Origin of the sequence: Flaviaestuariibacter amylovorans (assembly GCF_039541815.1) — a bacterium.
GTDB lineage: Bacteria > Bacteroidota > Bacteroidia > Chitinophagales > Chitinophagaceae > Flavisolibacter > Flavisolibacter amylovorans.
This window is the reverse complement of record NZ_BAABGY010000016.1, coordinates 325,602-343,049: the sequence shown is the minus strand read 5'-3', so window position 1 is coordinate 343,049 and position 17,448 is coordinate 325,602. Positions and strand designations below refer to the sequence as shown.

Below are 17,448 nucleotides of genomic sequence, written 5' to 3'. Positions count from 1 at the left end.
AGGAGGAGCCTCACAACTGTCGGAATGTTCCTCCTCACGCCTGACGCTTCACGACTCACGGTGCCGGAACGCCGAAGCACACGCGCATCTCTTATCCTTCAAAACCCTCGCCAATCAAGGAAATGAACTCGTCTTCGGTCAAAATTTTAATCGACGCGATCTTCTTTGCCTTCTCGAGCTTGGAGCCGGCATCGGTGCCTACCACGAGGTACTGCAGCTTACTGCTGACACCCGACGCTACGGTACCGCCCTGCTGCTCCACAAGGCCTTCGGCCTGGCTGCGCTTGAGTCGGTTCAGGGTACCCGTAAAGAGGAAGCTCTGCCCCTCGAAGGAGCCGCCGGTGCTGGGCTTCGGGGCATTGGTGACGGTAAGGCCAAGCGCTTCGAGCTCCGCGATGAGGGCAAGCGAATCGTCGTTCCGGAAGAAGGCGTGCACGGAGGCGGCCACCTTCGGCCCCACGTCTTCGAGTGCCATGAGTTGCTCCTCGCTGAGTGCTGCGAGGTCGCGGATATGCTGTACGGCATTCGCCAGCGTTTTGGCCATCGTTTCGCCCACATGGCGGATGCCGAGCGCAAACACGAGGCGGTGCAGCGGCTGTGTCTTAGAAGCCTCGATGGCCGCGCGGAGCTTCTCCACCGATTTGGCGCCAAAGCCTTCCAGGGAGCCGATCGCTTCGAAGTTGAGGCGGTAGATGCCGGGGATCGAGGAGAGCAGGCCGAGCTTGTGGAACTTCTCGATATTGGCCGCACCGAGGCCGCGGATGTCCATCGCGTCTTTCGACACAAAATGGAAGAGGCGCTCGAGCACCTGCGCGGGGCAGGCGATGTTGATGCAGCGCCAGGCCGCCTCCTCCTCGGGCCGGAAGAGCGGGTCGCTGCAGGAGGGGCAGTGCGTGGGGAAGACGATGGGCGTCTCGGAGCCGTCCCGTAATTCTACAAGCGGCTTCACGATGTAGGGGATAACGTCGCCGGCGCGCTCCACGAGCACGGTGTCGCCGATGCGGATGTCCTTTTCGCGGATCACGTCTTCGTTGAAGAGCGAGACGGATGATACCGTAACGCCGCCGATGTGCACGGGCTCCACCTTGGCCACGGGCCCGATATTGCCGGTGCGGCCCACCTGGTAATCGATGCGCAGCAGCTTCGAGGTGGCCTGCCGTGCCTTGAACTTGTAGGCAATGGCCCAGCGCGGGTGGTGTGTGGTCATCCCCAACCGATCCTGCAGCGCGAAGTCGTTCACCTTAATCACCATGCCGTCGATCTCATAGGGAAGGTCGTCGCGGCCGGCTTCGAAGTCGTTGCAGTATTCGATCACCGCGTCGATACCGGTGAACACTTTCTTCTCTTTTTCGGGTGAGCGGAAGCCGAGGTCCCACATCATCTTCAGTGTCTCGCCGTGCGTGCTGAAGTCTTCCTGCTGTCCCTTGATGAGGGTGTAGTAGCCGAGGTGATAGACAAAGGCCTCGAGCTTGCGGCGGCCCACTTCCAGGGGGTCTTTGATGCGGAGGGTGCCGGAGGCGGCATTGCGCGGGTTGGCGAGCGGCTGCCCGCCCCCCTCGATGAGCGCGTCGTTGAAGGCTTTGAAGTTGTTCTTGTTGATCAGCACCTCGCCCCGTATTTCTGCGGTATGGATGCCGTGGGCCGAGAAAGCGGCGGTGAGCGGGATGCTCCGGATTTGCCGGATGTTGGGCGTGATGTCGTCGCCGCGGACGCCATCGCCGCGGGTAGCGCCGCGCACGAGCTTGTCGTTCTCGTACACGAGCGAGATGGAAGCGCCGTCGAACTTGGGCTCCACGCAGTATTCGATCACCTCTTTGCCCGTGGCTTCGCGCACGCGCTTGTCGAAGGTGCGGAGGTCGTCGGCGTTGTAGGAGTTGTCGAGCGAGAGCATCGGCACGAGGTGCGGCACGGTGGGGAAGTCCTTTGTCAGTCCCTGGCCCACGCGCTGTGTGGGGGAGTCGGGCGTGACGAGGTCGGGAGCTTCTTTTTCGAGTGCTTCGAGGCTTTTATAGAGGGTGTCGTATTCGAAGTCGGAGACGAGCGGTTCGCTCAGTACGTAGTAGCGGTATTCGTGGAAGCGCAGCACGGAGCGGAGCGCCTCGATGTCGGCGGTCGTGATTGCCTTGTCGGTGGCCTTTTTGAGGAGCTCTTTCGTCTGCTGCGTGATGGCGGAAAGGTCGGTGCGGGTCATGCAGCAAATATAAGTCGCCCGGCCCCGGCCCCCTGTCCCCCGAAGGGGGAACTTAGGCTGGGGCTGTACCTACCAATTCGGCCCTTCTTCGGGTGGAAGAAGAATACTTGAGCAATTGAGTACATGAGCAATTGAGTACTTGAGGGAAGGGCAGGGTATGGAGGAGAGAAATTCATCCTTTCTTTCCTCCCCCTCGTTTGTTCTATTGCTCATGTACTCAATTGCTCCAGTACTCCATAAAGTAGAAAGACCCGCCACCGGCGGGTCTTTCGTATAAAGTGCTTTGAGAAAAGGTCCAAACAAGTAAAGTATCCCCGACCTAAGTTCCCCCTTCGGGGGACAGGGGGCCGGGTCTCTATTTCGTTTCCCGGATCCAGATCCTGACCCGGTGCGGCGCTGGCTCATCGCCGCCGAAGTAGGGATAGAGCTGGTAGCCTTCGGCGCGGGCAGTGGCGGCGGTGCGGGGCAGTGAGTCGGCGCGGCCGTTGACGCTGAACACATAGTGGCGGGCCGTAGTGCGGATGCTACAGGAATGATCGGCGCCGATGGCGATGGCCCCCAACTCGGCGCTCGATACGCGGCCGCCGTTGTAGACGTAGCCAAACAGGCGGAGGGCGCCGTCGCTCCAGCGCCAGCCGAAGCGGGCGGAGAACTGGTGGTGGTTGCCGCCGTTGTCGGAAAAGCCCCAGAGCTTGTTGATGTCGTACTGGTTCTCGGCGCTGCGGGTGGTATAGATGGCGGAGGAGTCGAAGCGGACGGTGAACTTCTGCTCCGTGAGGCTTACGGAGCGAAAGGCGTTCTGGTTGGCGCTGTGCGCGCCGGCTTCGATCAGGTATTCTAGTGCAGCATCGGTTGCAGGGGCATCGGTGGTGGCCCGGTCAGCGATCGCCTCGGCGACCTTGGAGCAGCCGGCAAGCAGGAGCAGGGCAGCAGCGGGCAGGAATTGGTTCATGGGACGGGTGGCGGTGTTTTTCAGTTGCGGGCCCAAGGTAGCGGCGCTACGGATGAGGCGTCCTTTTCTTTCGGTCAAACGGCGCTTTTTGCCTACGGACGGGTTTCGGTTTTTTCGGGCTAAGTTGAAGCCCCTAGCGGGTTTCAGGGGGAAAGGGGGTGCTGCATCCCCAGTTGCCCGCCAGCGGCCTTAGCTGTTCCAAGCGGCGCCCGGGTTTCCTGCCAGGATGCAAAGGTTTGGTCCTACCTGCGGCAGGATCGTTCACACAACGACACGGCGACACAACGGCACAACGGAAAGGCGTTTCAACGTAGGACGCGCCGCGTCGCCCTGCGTGGCGAGGCAGCTGACGCCGGAGGCGGGATGAAACCCAGGTTGTGCTTTGAGAAAACCCCGGCTCCGCAACCCTCAGAACCTTTTAAAACCTCCCAAAACCCTCCAAAACCTTTCAAAACCCTTCCCCGATCCCGTAATTTCGTTTTCAAAGAGAGAACTGTGGCTGATAGAATTCAATTGCTCCCCGATCATATTGCCAACCAGATCGCCGCGGGCGAGGTCATCCAGCGACCCGCCTCCGCTGTCAAGGAGCTCCTCGAGAATGCCGTCGATGCCGGAGCTACCCGGATCCAGCTGATCGTCAACGACGCCGGCAAGGCCCTCGTGCAGGTCATCGACAACGGTTCCGGCATGAGCGCCACCGACGCCCGCCGCGCCTTCGAGCGGCATGCCACCTCCAAGATCCAGAAGATCGAGGACCTCTTTCATATCCGCACCATGGGCTTCCGCGGCGAGGCCCTCGCCTCCATCGCCGCCGTGGCGCAGGTGGAGCTCCGCACCCGCCGTGCCGAAGACGAGCTCGGCACCTGCATTGAGCTCGAGCACTCGCAGGTAACGAAGCAGGAGCCCGTGGCGGCCCCCGTGGGCACCTCCATCTGCATGAAGAACCTGTTCTTCAACGTGCCCGCCCGCCGCAATTTCCTCAAAAGCAATACCTCCGAGCTGCGCCATATCGTTGACGAGTTCATCCGCGTGGCCCTCGCCTTCCCCGACCGCTTCTTCTCCCTCACCCACAACGGGCAGGGGCTTTTTCACCTCGAGGCGGGCTCGCTGAAGCAGCGCATCGTGCAGGTGCTGGGCAACAACTATTCGTCGAAGCTCGTGGCCGTGAGGGAAGACACCGACTACCTCAACGTACAGGGCTTCGTGGGCAAGCCCGAAACCGCCAAGAAAACGCGGGGTGACCAGTACTTTTTCGTCAACAACCGCTTTATCCGCTCCGCCTACCTCAACCACGCGGTGCTGAACGCCTTCCAGGACCTGATCAGCCCCGATGCCTTTCCTTCCTACGTCCTTTTCATCGAGCTCGATCCCGCCCAGCTCGACGTGAACGTGCACCCCACGAAGCAGGAGATCAAGTTCGAAGACGAGAAGATCGTATACGCCTTTGTGCAGGCCGCCATCAAGCATGCCCTCGCGCAGTTTTCCATCACGCCCACGCTCGACTTCGAGCTCGATGCGTCCATCCAGGGTCTGTCGGCCGTGCAGGGACCTTTCACGGAGCAGCAGCAAAGCGCCGCGCGCGCCTCTTCGCTGTACCAAGGCTTTACCGGCGCGCACCAGGCCCACCGCATCGAGGCGTCGCCTTCGGCGGGCAACGGCTCCTTCCGCTCGCTCACCGACATCGCCTTCGAAGGGTCGCCGGTGCTGCCGCTGCCCGATGCCGCCACACAGTCTGCCCTGGAGCTCCGCCCGGATGCATTGGGCCATGGAGGCGCATCGCCCTCCGACGTGGTCATCCCGCGGCACAGCGAAGGGACAGGAGATGGGCGGGCTCCGTCCGCCGAAGTCTTTGGCGAAGGCGGGTTTACGTCGCTGCAGCAGGCCTATGCCGTGCAGGAAAGCATGGAGGTGCAGCAGCTGTTCAGCACTTACATCCTCGTGGCGGCAGAGCGCTCCTTCCTGCTTGTGCACCAGCAGTCGGCCCATGAGCGGGTGCTCTACGAGCGCCTGATGGCCGCGATGCACGGCAAGCCGGTGGCCACGCAGCGCAGCCTCTTCCCCAGCACCCTCGAGCTCGCGCCGCCCGACGCCGTGCTGCTCACCGAGCTCCTGCCCGACCTCGCGCGCATGGGCTACTCCATCGAACCCTTTGGCCCCTCTTCGTTCATCATCCAGGGCACGCCGGCCGACGTGGAAAGCGGCAACGAGAAGGCGGTGCTCGAGCGCATTCTGGAACAGACCAAGCATTTCTCCGAGGTAAAGCTCCCGCGTCGCGAAACGCTCCTGCGCTCCGTGGCCCTGCAGCAGTCGATCAAGCCGGGTACCCAGCTCACCGACCGCGAGATGCAGCGCCTTGTAGACGATCTCTTCCGGTGCCGCCAGCCCAACGCCACACCGGGCGGCAAGCCGACGTATGTGGAGTTTGCGAAGGACGGGCTCGACAAGATGTTCGGACGCTGAACACCGGGCAGGAGGAGGAGCATTGCCGTTCATTTTTTCTTACCTTAGGAGTGTTGCTACCCCCGGACGCACCTGTCGCTTTTCGCCTCCTCAACCCGTTTTTATGAAAAGTGTAGCCTGTCGCTTCTTGCCCTTTTTCCTGCCCGTGCTGATCCTGCTGGCAACCGCCTGTAAAAAAAGCAACAGTGGGCATATCCGTGCGCCCGACACAAGGCCACCGCGGGTCCTGAAAGGCCCTGTTGCCCACGCGGGTACCGATACCACGCTTTACCTGCCCTTCAGCACCCATGGCCTCGACGGCACCCGGAGCTCCGACTCAGACGGCACCTGGTTGCGCTATCACTGGCGCATCGTGTCGGGGCCGGCCGGCGCTTATCTGAACACTACAGGCCTTGCCCACGTGGGGGCGCGCAGGATGCTCGTTCCCGGTAATTATGAGTTTGAGCTTACCGTCACCGACGAGCACGACCTCAGCTCCTCCGACCGGGTCGTGATCTCCGTACGCGAGCCGGTGTGTACAGGGGCATTGCAGGAGCGGATCATCCCGAACCAGGTCTGGGATCTTTCCTGGGGCATGCAGCTTAACCTGTACAACCCGTTTGGCGGCCTGCCGCACGGCAGCTATGTACGAAACGTGTACCTGAGGAGAGGCGGGTCCACCAGCTGGCAGCGGGTACTGCACGTCGACGCGTTCGATGGCAATGGAGCGACCCCGCCGTTGTGGGAATACGGTAACTATAGCCGCACGCTCTATATCTACCCGGATAATTACCAGGCGATCGACACGCCCGATGTGAAGATCGAGTATTGCAATTAGGCGGGCGCTGCTGCCCTGTCAGGTATCTGGACCTGCGGAGCGGCTTGCCGGATGCGTTCACTTACCGGAGGGCAATCCGCGGGTAAAAGGAACGCTGCGGGAATCGGGAACCCTGATCCGGCAGCTGCGGCCACTCACCCGAAGAAGCGGCGCAGCTTTTCGTCTGCAAACGAGTGAATGGTCTCCTGGCCCGGTATCCGGGGCCCCGTGCCCGCGTGTTGATACAGGAGCGTATCGATCCCCAGCGCGGTTGCCGCCGCGATCTCCGAGTGCGGGTCATCGCCCACAACCAGCACGTCGCCTGCTTCGAGTCCATAGTCGGAAAGGATTTGCTGAAACACGTCCTGCTTCGTGCGCTCTGTCTTTGTCGGGTCTACCACGAAGAGGGCCTCGAAGTCATTCTCAATCCCCAGTTGCGCGATCTTGCTGTGCTGCAGCGCGGTGAAGCCGGTAGTGACGAGGAACTTTTTGCAGGAAAGGGTGCGCAGCGAAGCATAGTCTTCGAAGGGCTCCATCTTTTCGTTCCAGGTGAGCGTGGAAAGGAGGCGGATGCCATCCTGCGTCAATGTTTCGCTGAAGGCACACGCTTGTGCCACCACCTGGAAGGGTTGCCGGAGGAGACGGGCCTGCACGTCTTCGAAGGTGCCCTGGTATTCACCGCTTTTTTGAATAAGGTCATAGAGCGGGGCGAACAACGTAGCGGTAATGGCGCTGGCCGGGTAGATGGTGTTGTCGAGGTCGAGGATCAGGGCTTTCTTGCGCATGCGGCAGTTTGCGCAAAGGTCGTTCCACGATCCGTTGATACAACCTCTGTCAAGCAAAGCCCCGGCGCTATGGCCGGGGCTGTTTCCTGAAAACAAAGCGCAGGACCTCAGGGCCGGTCGCGCAGGGCGCGGAAGGTGCCGTTGAGGGTATGCGTCGTGTTCTGCCCGTCGGTGAACGTGCCACTGAAGGAGCCCTCGTAGTATTGGTTCTGCTGCAGCGCCATACGGGTAACGGTCACGGTAGACCCGGCCGCGGCGGTTCCCGGGCCACTGCTGCCGTTTACATAGATGTGGCGCAGGGGATAGGTGCCGGGTGCCTGGGCACTGCCGTTCTCGAAGCTGAAGTAGATGAATTCATTAGCCACGCTGCGGCTGCCTGCGATCTGTGTGCCCGGCAGCGCCGGCTGTGCGTATTGAACGGGATAGCCACGTACGGTATCGCCGGGCCGGATCGTAGAAATACGATAGTCGCTCCCGTCGATGCTGTAATTGATAAAGCTGTAGTCGATGTTGCCACAGGCGGCGATGGGGCCGGTGCTGATGCTGCTGCCGGTGACAGGGAACGTCATTTCGGCACTTTGTTGGATGTTGCCTGCGTCTACGCCGCGCACCCGCACCGGCTCATTCCACGAGGGGCAAAGGGGAAGGGTCACCGAGAAGGCGCCGCTGGCGTTGGTGGCCACATAGGCTTGCGAGAAGCCGTAGCGAATGTTGGCATAGCCGTCGGTCACCGGTGTACCGGCGCAGGTGAGCAGGGTCCCCGTTACGGTTACGAGTGCCGGCTGTTGCGGCGTGATGCTCAGTGCGAGGCTCGTGTTCTGGCTGAAGGTGCCGAGTGCCTGTGTATGGTAGGTATTGCCGCAGGCATTATCAAGGCGCAGCGTGATGGGCAGCCCGTTGGGTACGTATCCGCTCACCTGGCCCAGGGAATCGGTAAAGCCGTAAACGAAATCGAATGCGCCGTCGGGGCGGGGGGCGCTGAGCCAGACGATCGTATGCGCGATGGGGGCTCCGCCCGCTGTTCCCAGGGTCAGGTTGAGGTAGCTGCCGTTGAGCCCGATGTCGCAATTCCAGAACGAAAAGTGCTTCACGGTTCCGATGTAGCTGTCGCCCTGCTTCGTGGCTGTGCCCTCTTCCTTCCAGAGGCCGGTGGCCTCGTCTACATACCAGAGCGCGATGCTTGCGGGTGCAGCTGCGGCACGGGCCGCCGGGATCGGCATTTTGAGCGTTGCCTGCTGCCCGGTCTTCACCTGAAGCGCCTCGCCGGAAGCGCCCTGTAGTTCTACGGACATCATGCCGTAGGAGGCGAGCGTCACCCGGCGCCCGTCCTTGTCGTCGGCCATGAGCGATCCAGGGATGGTTTGCGCGATGTCGGGTGCGGTGGGGTCGATATAAGCGGCGTATACGTGCACGGTGCCGCTGTAGGTGCCGCCGCCCGACTTCAGCATTACCGCGCCGGCAGGCAGGGTCACCTGTGCGCCGTTGGCCAGGGATACGGCGCCGCCCGCCGCCGCGTCAAAGGAGCCGGCCGACCTGCGCGGAATGAGCTTGATCCGCACTTCGTTGGCGCCGCTGGTGGCGGCGAAGCTGCGCACCGCCTTGAAGTAGCCGTTTTTTTGCGCCGTGACCACGGAAGCTTTCCGGTCGAGGGCGGCGCCCGTGATGCGGAAGTGGCCATTGTTGTCGGTGGTGGCGCTGCGGCTGCCGGCGCGTACGGTAACGCCGGCAGCGGGTGCCCCGGTTTCGTCGAGCACGGTGCCCTGGAGCGTGGCGCTTACGGGATCGGGGGCCACCGCGGAAGGCACGGGGTTGTTCTCGTAAGATTCCATTTTTCGGCAGGCCGTGAAGAGGAGGGTCGCCAGCAGGGCAGTGAGTAGTTTCCGGTGCATGGTATGTTGTGTTTACAGGTTGACGGGTTCCGTAGATCTACGGAAAGGATCCATGCTGGCGGTTGCGGGTTGGAATTCGGCGGGCGGGTAAGCAAAGCGGTTTGCGGGGCGCCTTTTTCATAGACCGGGCCGGTAGGAAAAAGTTAAAGGAATGCTCGTATTATTTTTCACAGCGGGTGTTTGAAAAAGAATCCTTGATGGCAGTGCCCGTAAGTAGTGCAATGACCGTTCATCTTCGCTTGCAGAAGGCCGCGCTACACGCCAAAAAAAGACCCCGGCGGTAGAAACCGCCGGGGACATATGACAATGTAAAACCGTGAACGAGAATTGTTGTTCGTAGTCGGAGACTACGAACAACGGTTTAGCGCCGTTTCGACTGCCAGAGGCGGAAGCGCAGCACGGCCTCGAGCGAATGGTTGTGCTGGTCTTCGACCGTGCCGTCAGGGCGCGTGAAGCGGATGAAGGGCTGCAGGTCGCGCTTGTAGCGGAGGCCGAGGCTCCAGCGACGCCAGGAATAGTCGGTCTGCAGCAGCAGGTGCACCTGCGAGCGCAGGAGAAACGAATCGCGGTACTCCGGGATGGGCACGCGGCGCGTTACGGAGCTGACGGTGGCCCCGGGTGTGATGGCGCGGGTGCTGATCTCCTGCTCCGAAAGCGCGCGGTAGAAGACGCTGTACATGCCGCCGGCCCCGATGCTCCAGCCTTTCCATACCCGGTAGTTGAGCGTCAGGGGCAGCTGGTGGTAGTAGGCCTTGCGGAGGCGGTTGCGTGTCACCTGAAGCTGGGCGTTGGCGGTATCGTACACCGTTTTCTGGCTGTAGGCGAAGGAGCGGAACAGCTGCGGCGCCGAGAGCTTTACCTCGCCTTGCAGGAACCAGCGGCCTTTTTCTGCGCGGAGGTACACGGAGGGCACATGGTCGGACAGGAACCCGCTGCCGCCCCTGTAGTTATACGGGGTCGGCTGCTGCCCATCCACAACGAGCAGCTGCTGGAGGCCGACGCCCGCCGAAAGGATCAGGGGTTTGGAAGAAGGGTTCTTGGGGTTTTGAGGGTTTTGAAGGTTTTGGGGGTTGGCGCTGCTGTCGCTGCTTTGCAGGCTGTCGGCCGGTTTGCCGGTGGCCGGCCCGGCAGCAGGGCTACCGGGGCCGGCAGTAGTGGCAATGGTGGTTTTACGGACGGAGTCCTGAGGTAAGCGAACGGCAGGAGAAAGAGGGTTTTCGAGGTTTTGGGGGTTTGTTGGAGCGCCCGTAGTTGCTTGAGCGTTGGCTGGGGTTGTCGGGTCCTGCATGGTAGCAGTACCAGCGTTGGCGGGAGTGCCCTGCTTCGTTACCAGGCGCTTCGGATCGCGGGCAACGGACCCGTCGTTGCTGCTGCGGCCGCTGCGCAACAGGCCTGTTGGATGGGAGCTGCTCTTAACGCGGCTGCGCATGGCCGTGACCGTAGGATTACTGTGAGCTCCATCGGCCGGCTTGCCGGAAGTAGCCGCGCGGCTCGCTTCGGATGATTTGCCCGCGGTAGGGGTGCCTGTGCCGGTTGCTGAAGGCGTGCTCCCGTTCGTCGTGCCGTTGTTTGTTCCTCCGGTCGTACCGGGAGTTTTCGTTACGGGGCTGCCTGCAGCAGGAGGGGGAGTGCCGTCGCTGCCGTTTTGTGCATCCGCAGTCCGGGGCGTATTGCTTGCTGCAGCAGGCAGATCCACCGGCTCCCGGGTCGAGGGTGCTGTGCCGGCAGGCACGGTGGCAGCGGGCGGAGTGGCCCTGCCCACGGTGTCGTCGCGGTCGCCGGCGAGCAGCCACCAGCCGCCGCCGATGAGGGCCGCAGCCAGGAGGCCGATGCCGGCGCAGCTCACGAGGAAGGGCGGCAACAGGGGGCGCCGGCGCTCCTCCTTGTCGAGGAGCGCGTTCATCTGCTGCCAGGCGACATCCGCGTCGGGCAGGGGCATATCGTCCCACTGCCGGTCGCGTTCTTCATATGGGGGTAGCTTACTCATGGCATTTCAGGTTCTGCTGGTGGATCATTTGCTGTAGTTGCTTTCGGGCGGTGCTCAGGTGCCATTTCGAAGTGCCTTCCGAGATGCCGAGCAGCGTCCCGATCTCGCGGTGGTTGTAGCCTTCGATGGCATACAGGTTAAAAACGGCGGCCGTGGCGGGCGGCAGCGCGCGCACCAGCGCGAGCAGCTCGGCGGCCTGCAGGCGGCTTACGGCCTCGGCGGGGAGGTCGGCCTCCATCGTGTCGGTGAGCTCGCGGGTAGGCTCGTTGCGCGAGCGGCTCTTGATATAGTCCAGGCAGGCATTCAGCACGATGGTGCGCATCCATGTATAGAGGCTTCCCTGAGCCGCATCGTAGCGCGCCACGTTCCGGAACACTTTGAGGAAGCCATTGTTCAGCGCTTCCATCGCATCTTCGTCATTGCCGCAATACCGAAGGCACAGGGCCATCATCGACCGGTAGTAGTTCCGGTAGAGAAGTTCCTGTGCCTTGCGGTCGCCTTTGCGGCAGCCCCTGAGCAGGTCGGTATCACTGGGCGTTGTTGTCAAAAGGGCTGTCGTCGGGTTTAACAGGGGTGAAAATAGGGCGTTTGATCGAGGCGGTCCGGAAGCGGAAAACCGTGGGCTGCAAGGCCCACGGTTCCCGAAATCCGGTTAGAACGTTTTCCGGAGGCGGAAGGTGCCGCTCACCGTGTGGGTAGGCGTGGCGCCGCCTTCGCGGAAGGACCCGGTGAACGATCCTTCGATGAAGGTGCCTACCACGGTCGGGAAGGCCGTTACCGTCACCGTAGAGGGCTGGATCATCACGTTCTGCTGGTAGTTATTGACCTGGATGTTCATCATGTTGAACGGTCCGGGCACCGGGTTAGCGCTGTGGAAGAACATGAACGAGATGTTGTCGTTGTTGCCGGCGCCCGGTCGGCGTGAGCCCATGATGTAGCTGCGGGCGCTGCCGCCGGAGCTGTCGGGCATCGAGAAGTAGGTCAGCGAGTCGCTCGTCGCCGTGCTCGTGATGCTGTAGGACGTGCCGTCGAGCTGGAAGTTGATGAACTGGGCCGTCGACGTGCCGTTGCAGATCGAGATATCGGCAACGCTGGTGGCGGGCGATGCATAGGCTGCGCTGGTGCCGCTGCTCTGCTGCTGGGTGCTGTTGTCCACGCCTACTACGCTCACCGTAACGTTGCTGCCGGTGCAGGTGAGCACGTTGGTGCTGTAGCGGCCCTGGGCGTCGGTAGCCACATAGCGCACGAGGTTGTTGACGGCGATGATGGCGTATCCGTTGGTTACCGGGGCGTTGTTGCAGTCCAGCAGCTTGCCGCTGATGGTGCTGAAGGCCTGGCCGCTGGGCGTTACGGTGATGGCGGGGAGGGTCGTGTTCTGGCTGAAGGGGCCTACGTTCTGCGTGTACACCACGTTGCCGCATTCGTCGAGCACCTCGAGCTGGAGGGGCGCGTTGATCGGAACGGCGCCGCTTACCTGGCCAAGCGAGTCGGTGAAGCCGTTGGCGCTGGAGGAGTACTGACCGGTGCGGGTGAGGCGCACGCGGGCATTCACGAGGGGTGCATTGTCGTTGGTCTTCAGCGTGAGCGAGAGGTTCACGAAGTTCTCGGGCACGTCGCAGTTCCAGAAGGAGAAGTGCGGCACCTCGCCTACGTAGGCGTTGCCCTGCTTCGTGGCGGAGCCTTCTTCCTTCCAGATGCCGGTGGTTTCATCCACGTACCACATCGGGATCGAAGCGGGCGCCGAGGCGGTGCCGGCGGCCGGGATCACCGTGGTGAGGCGGGCCTTGGCGCCGCTCTTGATCTGCAGCTTCTCGCCCGAGGCGCCCTCGAGCTCCACGGCCAGCATGCCGTAGGAGGTGAGCACCACGCGCTTGCCGGTCTTGTCGTTGGCCATCAGCGAGCCGGGCACGGTACCCCCGAAGTCGGCGGCCGTGGGGTCGATATAGGCGGCGTATACCTTCACGGAGCCGGTGTACGCGGCACCTGTGGCGGCATTAACGATGCCGCCCGCGGGCAGGGCTACCTTGGAGCCGTTGGCGAGGGAGGCCTCTCCGCCGGCTACAGCGTCCACGTTACCGGCTACGGTGCGCGGCAGCAGCTTGATCATGACCTGGTTGGCGCCGGAGGTGGCGGCAAAGGAGCGGTAGGCCTTGAAATAGCCGCTCTTTTCAGCGGTTACGAGCGATTGGTTCTTGTCGAGGGCCGCACCGGTAAGGCGGAAGTAGCCGCGGTTGTCGGTGGAAACGGTCCGGCCGCCTACCTTGACGGTGACGCCGGAGGCGGGAGCGCCGTTCTCGTCCACTACGTTGCCCGAAAGCGTAGCGGTGATGGGGGTGGGGAGCACGGGCTGGGGGTCAGGGGAGCCGATGTGGCCGACCTCTTTCTGGCAGCTGCCCAGGAAAAGGGCGGCCGTGAGGGCGAGGAGCGAAGCGGCTTTGGTGTTCAAGCGCATAGTTTCGATGTTTTGAAGGAGATACCGGCCGGGGGCACCAAAGGGTTGGGTCGGTGGGGAAAAAAGTTTCTGGAAGGTTCAGGAGGGTTCAGGAAGGTTGGCTGACGCCGTAAATCGCCAGGCACCGGGAACGCGCCCCCTGCGAACCCTTCTGAACCCTTCTGAACCTATCTGAACTTTTCCGAACCTTCCCAAACTCCCGAAGTTCCGGTTATCTTCGCGGCCAATCCCGCAACTATGCTCCCCAAATACAAACGTATCCTGCTGAAGCTTTCCGGTGAGTCGCTCATGGGCGACAAAAGCTTTGGTTTCGACACTTCCGTGCTCACCCAGTATGCCCTCGACATCAAGTCCATCGTGGATCTCGGCGTGCAGGTCGCCATCGTGATCGGCGGCGGCAACATTTACCGCGGCATGAACGAGGCCGAGACGGGCATCGAGCGCGCCCACGGCGACTATATGGGTATGCTCGCCACCGTCATCAACGGCATGGCCCTGCAGGCGGCCCTCGAGAAGCAAGGCGTGTACACCCGCCTCCAGAGCGCCATCAAGATGGAGCAGATCGCAGAGCCCTACATCCGCCGCCGCGCGATCCGCCACCTCGAGAAGGGCCGCGTGGTCATCTTCGGCGCGGGCACCGGCAACCCCTACTTTACCACCGACACCGCCGGCTCGCTGCGCGCCATCGAGATCAAAGCCGACGTTATCATGAAGGGCACCCGCGTTGACGGCATCTACACCGCCGACCCCGAGAAGGACCCCACCGCCACCAAGTACGGCGTCATCACCTACCAGGAGTGCATCTCGCAGCAGCTGAAAGTGATGGACATGACGGCCTTTACCCTCTGCATGGAGAACGAGCTGCCGATCGTGGTGTTCGACATGAACCGCACCGAAAACCTGCGCCGCGTGGTTACGGGCGAAAAGGTCGGTACCCTCGTGCGCGGCGCCTGATACCCCCGGCTCCGCAATTTGGCGTAGCTTAGGCGTACAAACCGAACCTTATGCTTACCGTGCTCCTCCTCCTGCTGGCCGCGCTTGGGCTGGCGGGTGCCGCCTGGCGCTACCGTGCCCACTGGTGGCCCCCGGTCGCGCAGCAGCCGGCTCCCCCGTCACCCGCAGCCGCGCCGCCGCTTACCGAAGGCGCACTGCCCGAGGTGCTCGAGGAAGACCTGCTCGAGTTTGAGGACCTGCAGTGGCTGCTCGCGCAGCGGCGCGCTGCCCTCGAGCAGGAGCGCGACCTCGCCATCCAGCGCCGCGAGAGTGCTGCCCGCCTCGAGGAGATCGACGCCGGCCTGTACTCGGTGCAGGGGCGCCTTTCCGCCCTCGAAGACCGCCTGCGCACTCTTAAACTGATGGCCCTCGAGCTCGAGGGGTTGCAGCTCGAGCACCGCCAGCTGCAGGGCCAGTACCTCGACCGACAGTACGAGCTCGAATCACTTCGCGCCGAGAACGAGGGGCTCGGCCTCGAGCTCGCCGCCTCCCGCGAGGAAGCGCTCGAAGCGATGGAAGAAGCCTACCGCCTCCGGAAACAGCTTGCCCTGCTGAAGAACATGACCCGCGAGGCGGATATGAATATCGAATAAAGAACAAGGAATGTTGAATATCGAAGTAGAGACCCTGCCACGGCGGGGTCTTTTTTTTAATATGGGGCAGTGTAGTGACGATGGTCAGAAAGGAGAGAAAGAACGCAGATGCCACTGATCTGATCCGATGAGCGCGGTCTATTGCTTCAACTGATGAAGGTTTCGAATCTGCCGGCCTTACCTATGTAAGATTATTCAGTACGATAAGATAGCTGGCGCCGAACACGAATTACAAATAGACGAAAAGATGCCGGCGCTCCGGCCGGCATGCAGACAAGCTTCGCTTCGTCTGCACCAATAGACCTGCTCTCCTTAGCGAAAACCTTAGCCCCTTCTTTTCTTGGCGGTGGAAATCTCTTCTTTGCCTTTTCCAGCCTTGATAAACCGCGCGTAAAGAAAACTTCCAGACAAAAAGACACTTGCACTGAAAACAAATCTGAGATCTGAGATCACACATCTGACATCCTCCCTCTAGTTTTGCCGCATGCTCAACGCCACTATTGCCGCTATCCGGAAAGACTATGCCTCCCGCCAGCTGCTCGAAGAGAGTTCCGCTGCCGACCCCATCGACCAGTTCAGTCGTTGGTGGGACGAGGCCGTGGAGAGCCAGATCGAGGAGGTGAACGCCATGACGCTGGCCACGGCATCGGTCGACGGCATGCCCTCGGCGCGGATCGTGCTGCTGAAAAGCTTCGACGATGCGGGCTTCGTATTCTTCACCAACTACCGCAGCTACAAAGGCCTGCAGCTCGAGGAGAACCCGCGCGCCTGCCTCGTGTTCTTCTGGAAGGAGCTGGAGCGCCAGGTGCGCGTGACCGGCCTCGTATCGAAGGTGCCCGTGCCGGTGAGCGATGCCTACTTCAGCGAGCGCCCCGAAGGGAGCCGCATCGGCGCCTGGGCCTCGCCGCAAAGCCAGGTGATCCCCGGCCGCGAATGGCTGGAAGCAGAATTTAACAGCAAGGCGTCGGAGCTCACCGGGTCGGAAATCGCACGGCCGCCGCACTGGGGCGGCTACCTCGTGAAGCCCGTGATCGTGGAGTTCTGGCAGGGCCGCCCGAGCCGCCTGCACGACCGCCTGGAGTACAGCCTCGGCGACAACGGGGCATGGAAAAGGGAGCGTTTGGCTCCCTGAGTAGATGATTAGTGGCTCAGTTGACACGTAGATCAAGGATGCGCGCCTGGGCGCACACCGATCAACTTATAAACTTATCAACTCGCTTACGCTTTCTTTTCCGTAGCAGCAGTAGCTACCTGGTTGCCGGTGATCTTCTTTTCGGTGGCCGGGCGGGATTTGCCGAACGAGCCTTTGAAGATCTTTCCTTTTTTGGTTTTCTTATCACCACGTCCCATAATGAATTATTTTATTGTTTGAGCCTGCGAATTTCGGGAATAAAGCCCATAAAAAAACCCTTCCTTTTGCGCGGAAGGGTTTTTTTATGGCTTGTCTCTATAGTTAGAGCTTGCTCGACAGTTCCTTGCCAGCCTTGAAGCGGGCCACTTTGCGGGCCTTGATCTTGATCACTTCGCCGGTCTGGGGGTTGCGGCCGTTGCGGGCTGCACGCTTGGATACGGAGAACGTACCGAAGCCAACGAGGGTCACCTTGTCGCCTTTCTTCAGGGTCTTGGTAACGGAGTCAACGAAAGAGTCCAAAGCGATGTTAGCCTGGGTTTTGGTGATGCCCGCCTCTTCTGCGATCTGGGCGATCAGTTCAGCTTTGTTCATAGTGGATAGAGTTAATGATTTAGAATGCAACAAATTTATACGGTTTTCGATACCGGCAAAATAATTTTCGCCTTTTCGGAAGAATTGTGTTGTCGGCTGAAAGCCGCTCCGGGACTGGATTTGCGCGAACGGAGCTCATTTGTGATACGCGCATGGTAAAACTACGAAACGCGCAGATGGGCCATGGGCCTGCGTTTGCGCCGACATATAAATGAAAATCCGCTACCAGTAAGGGTTTGCGGCGGGTGCCCGCGTCGCTGTTTTTCACACTCCCGCGTGGATAACTTCCATCACGGATCGGAACGCGATAAAGCGGTTGCCCCACTTATCGAAGCCCTCCTGGCGGAAGCGCGGCGCAAATTCGCGCAGGTAACGCTCGTAGCCCGCCGTGCCGTCGGCGCTGTACTGGATGGTGAAGGTCGGGCCCTCGGCGTCGTCCTGCTCCAGGAGCCGCAGCACGCGGAACCCGGTAAAGCAGCCCGTGGCCACGATCGCCGGTCCGTGCTCGCGCACGATCCACTGGAGCCATGCTTCAGCAATGTCGGCCTGTACCTTCGAGGTTACGTTGTAGATCAGCATACAAGAATTTTTGATCTCAGATTTGGGATTTCAGATTCATGGGGGCGT

Annotated in this window: 15 protein-coding genes; 5 read left to right on the top strand and 10 right to left on the bottom strand. The window is 61.5% G+C overall.

What is annotated here, in order from left to right; genetic code table 11:
• Positions 1-91 precede the first annotated feature (91 nt).
• Together ligA and ABD937_RS21175 are read right to left on the bottom strand one after the other, a co-directional pair.
• Positions 92-2,191, bottom strand: a complete 2,100-nt coding sequence (ligA, locus tag ABD937_RS21180) for an NAD-dependent DNA ligase LigA (RefSeq protein WP_345257960.1) — start codon at positions 2,189-2,191, stop codon at positions 92-94.
• Positions 2,192-2,546: 355 nt separating this feature from the next.
• On the bottom strand, positions 2,547-3,143 hold the full coding sequence (locus ABD937_RS21175) for a hypothetical protein (RefSeq protein WP_345257959.1): 597 nt from the start codon (positions 3,141-3,143) through the stop codon (positions 2,547-2,549).
• Positions 3,144-3,638: 495 nt separating this feature from the next.
• Here ABD937_RS21175 and mutL point away from each other — a divergent pair, with 495 nt between their 5' ends.
• On the top strand, positions 3,639-5,603 hold the full coding sequence (gene mutL / locus ABD937_RS21170) for a DNA mismatch repair endonuclease MutL (protein ID WP_345257958.1): 1,965 nt from the start codon (positions 3,639-3,641) through the stop codon (positions 5,601-5,603).
• Positions 5,604-5,706: 103 nt separating this feature from the next.
• On the top strand, positions 5,707-6,420 hold the full coding sequence (locus ABD937_RS21165) for a PKD domain-containing protein (protein ID WP_345257957.1): 714 nt from the start codon (positions 5,707-5,709) through the stop codon (positions 6,418-6,420).
• Between the two features lie 134 nt (positions 6,421-6,554).
• Here ABD937_RS21165 and ABD937_RS21160 read toward each other — a convergent pair whose 3' ends face one another.
• The 5 genes from ABD937_RS21160 to ABD937_RS21140 form a co-directional block, all read right to left on the bottom strand.
• Complete coding sequence (locus ABD937_RS21160; protein WP_345257955.1) at positions 6,555-7,184, bottom strand: HAD family hydrolase; 630 nt, start codon at positions 7,182-7,184, stop codon at positions 6,555-6,557.
• A gap of 107 nt (positions 7,185-7,291) precedes the next feature.
• Positions 7,292-9,073 (bottom strand): carboxypeptidase-like regulatory domain-containing protein, encoded by a 1,782-nt coding sequence (locus tag ABD937_RS21155; protein ID WP_345257954.1) that lies wholly within the window; start codon positions 9,071-9,073, stop codon positions 7,292-7,294.
• Between the two features lie 361 nt (positions 9,074-9,434).
• Positions 9,435-11,060, bottom strand: a complete 1,626-nt coding sequence (locus ABD937_RS21150) for a hypothetical protein (protein WP_345257953.1) — start codon at positions 11,058-11,060, stop codon at positions 9,435-9,437.
• Positions 11,053-11,607 (bottom strand): RNA polymerase sigma factor, encoded by a 555-nt coding sequence (locus ABD937_RS21145; RefSeq protein WP_345257951.1) that lies wholly within the window; start codon positions 11,605-11,607, stop codon positions 11,053-11,055. The genes ABD937_RS21150 and ABD937_RS21145 overlap by 8 nt, the downstream gene beginning before the upstream one ends.
• 105 nt (positions 11,608-11,712) lie before the next feature.
• On the bottom strand, positions 11,713-13,512 hold the full coding sequence (locus ABD937_RS21140; RefSeq protein ID WP_345257950.1) for a carboxypeptidase-like regulatory domain-containing protein: 1,800 nt from the start codon (positions 13,510-13,512) through the stop codon (positions 11,713-11,715).
• A gap of 237 nt (positions 13,513-13,749) precedes the next feature.
• Between ABD937_RS21140 and pyrH the strand changes: the two genes are divergently transcribed.
• The 3 genes from pyrH to pdxH all read left to right on the top strand — a co-directional run bounded on the left by pyrH (position 13,750) and on the right by pdxH (position 16,230).
• Positions 13,750-14,466, top strand: coding sequence for a UMP kinase (pyrH, locus tag ABD937_RS21135; RefSeq protein WP_345257949.1), 717 nt, complete (start codon positions 13,750-13,752; stop codon positions 14,464-14,466).
• A gap of 50 nt (positions 14,467-14,516) precedes the next feature.
• The gene (locus ABD937_RS21130) at positions 14,517-15,098 is read left to right on the top strand and encodes a hypothetical protein (RefSeq protein ID WP_345257948.1); all 582 of its coding nucleotides are present in this window, start codon (positions 14,517-14,519) and stop codon (positions 15,096-15,098) included.
• A gap of 484 nt (positions 15,099-15,582) precedes the next feature.
• The gene (gene pdxH / locus ABD937_RS21125; protein WP_345257947.1) at positions 15,583-16,230 is read left to right on the top strand and encodes a pyridoxamine 5'-phosphate oxidase; all 648 of its coding nucleotides are present in this window, start codon (positions 15,583-15,585) and stop codon (positions 16,228-16,230) included.
• Between the two features lie 86 nt (positions 16,231-16,316).
• Here the strand turns inward: pdxH and ABD937_RS21120 are convergent, their stop codons facing one another.
• The 3 genes from ABD937_RS21120 to ABD937_RS21110 all read right to left on the bottom strand — a co-directional run bounded on the left by ABD937_RS21120 (position 16,317) and on the right by ABD937_RS21110 (position 17,400).
• Positions 16,317-16,448, bottom strand: coding sequence for a 30S ribosomal protein THX (locus ABD937_RS21120; RefSeq protein WP_345257946.1), 132 nt, complete (start codon positions 16,446-16,448; stop codon positions 16,317-16,319).
• Positions 16,449-16,551: 103 nt separating this feature from the next.
• Entirely contained in the window at positions 16,552-16,851 is a 300-nt protein-coding gene (locus ABD937_RS21115; protein ID WP_345258107.1) for an HU family DNA-binding protein, read from the bottom strand.
• Between the two features lie 234 nt (positions 16,852-17,085).
• Positions 17,086-17,400, bottom strand: a complete 315-nt coding sequence (locus ABD937_RS21110) for a DUF4286 family protein (RefSeq protein ID WP_345257944.1) — start codon at positions 17,398-17,400, stop codon at positions 17,086-17,088.
• Positions 17,401-17,448 lie beyond the last annotated feature (48 nt).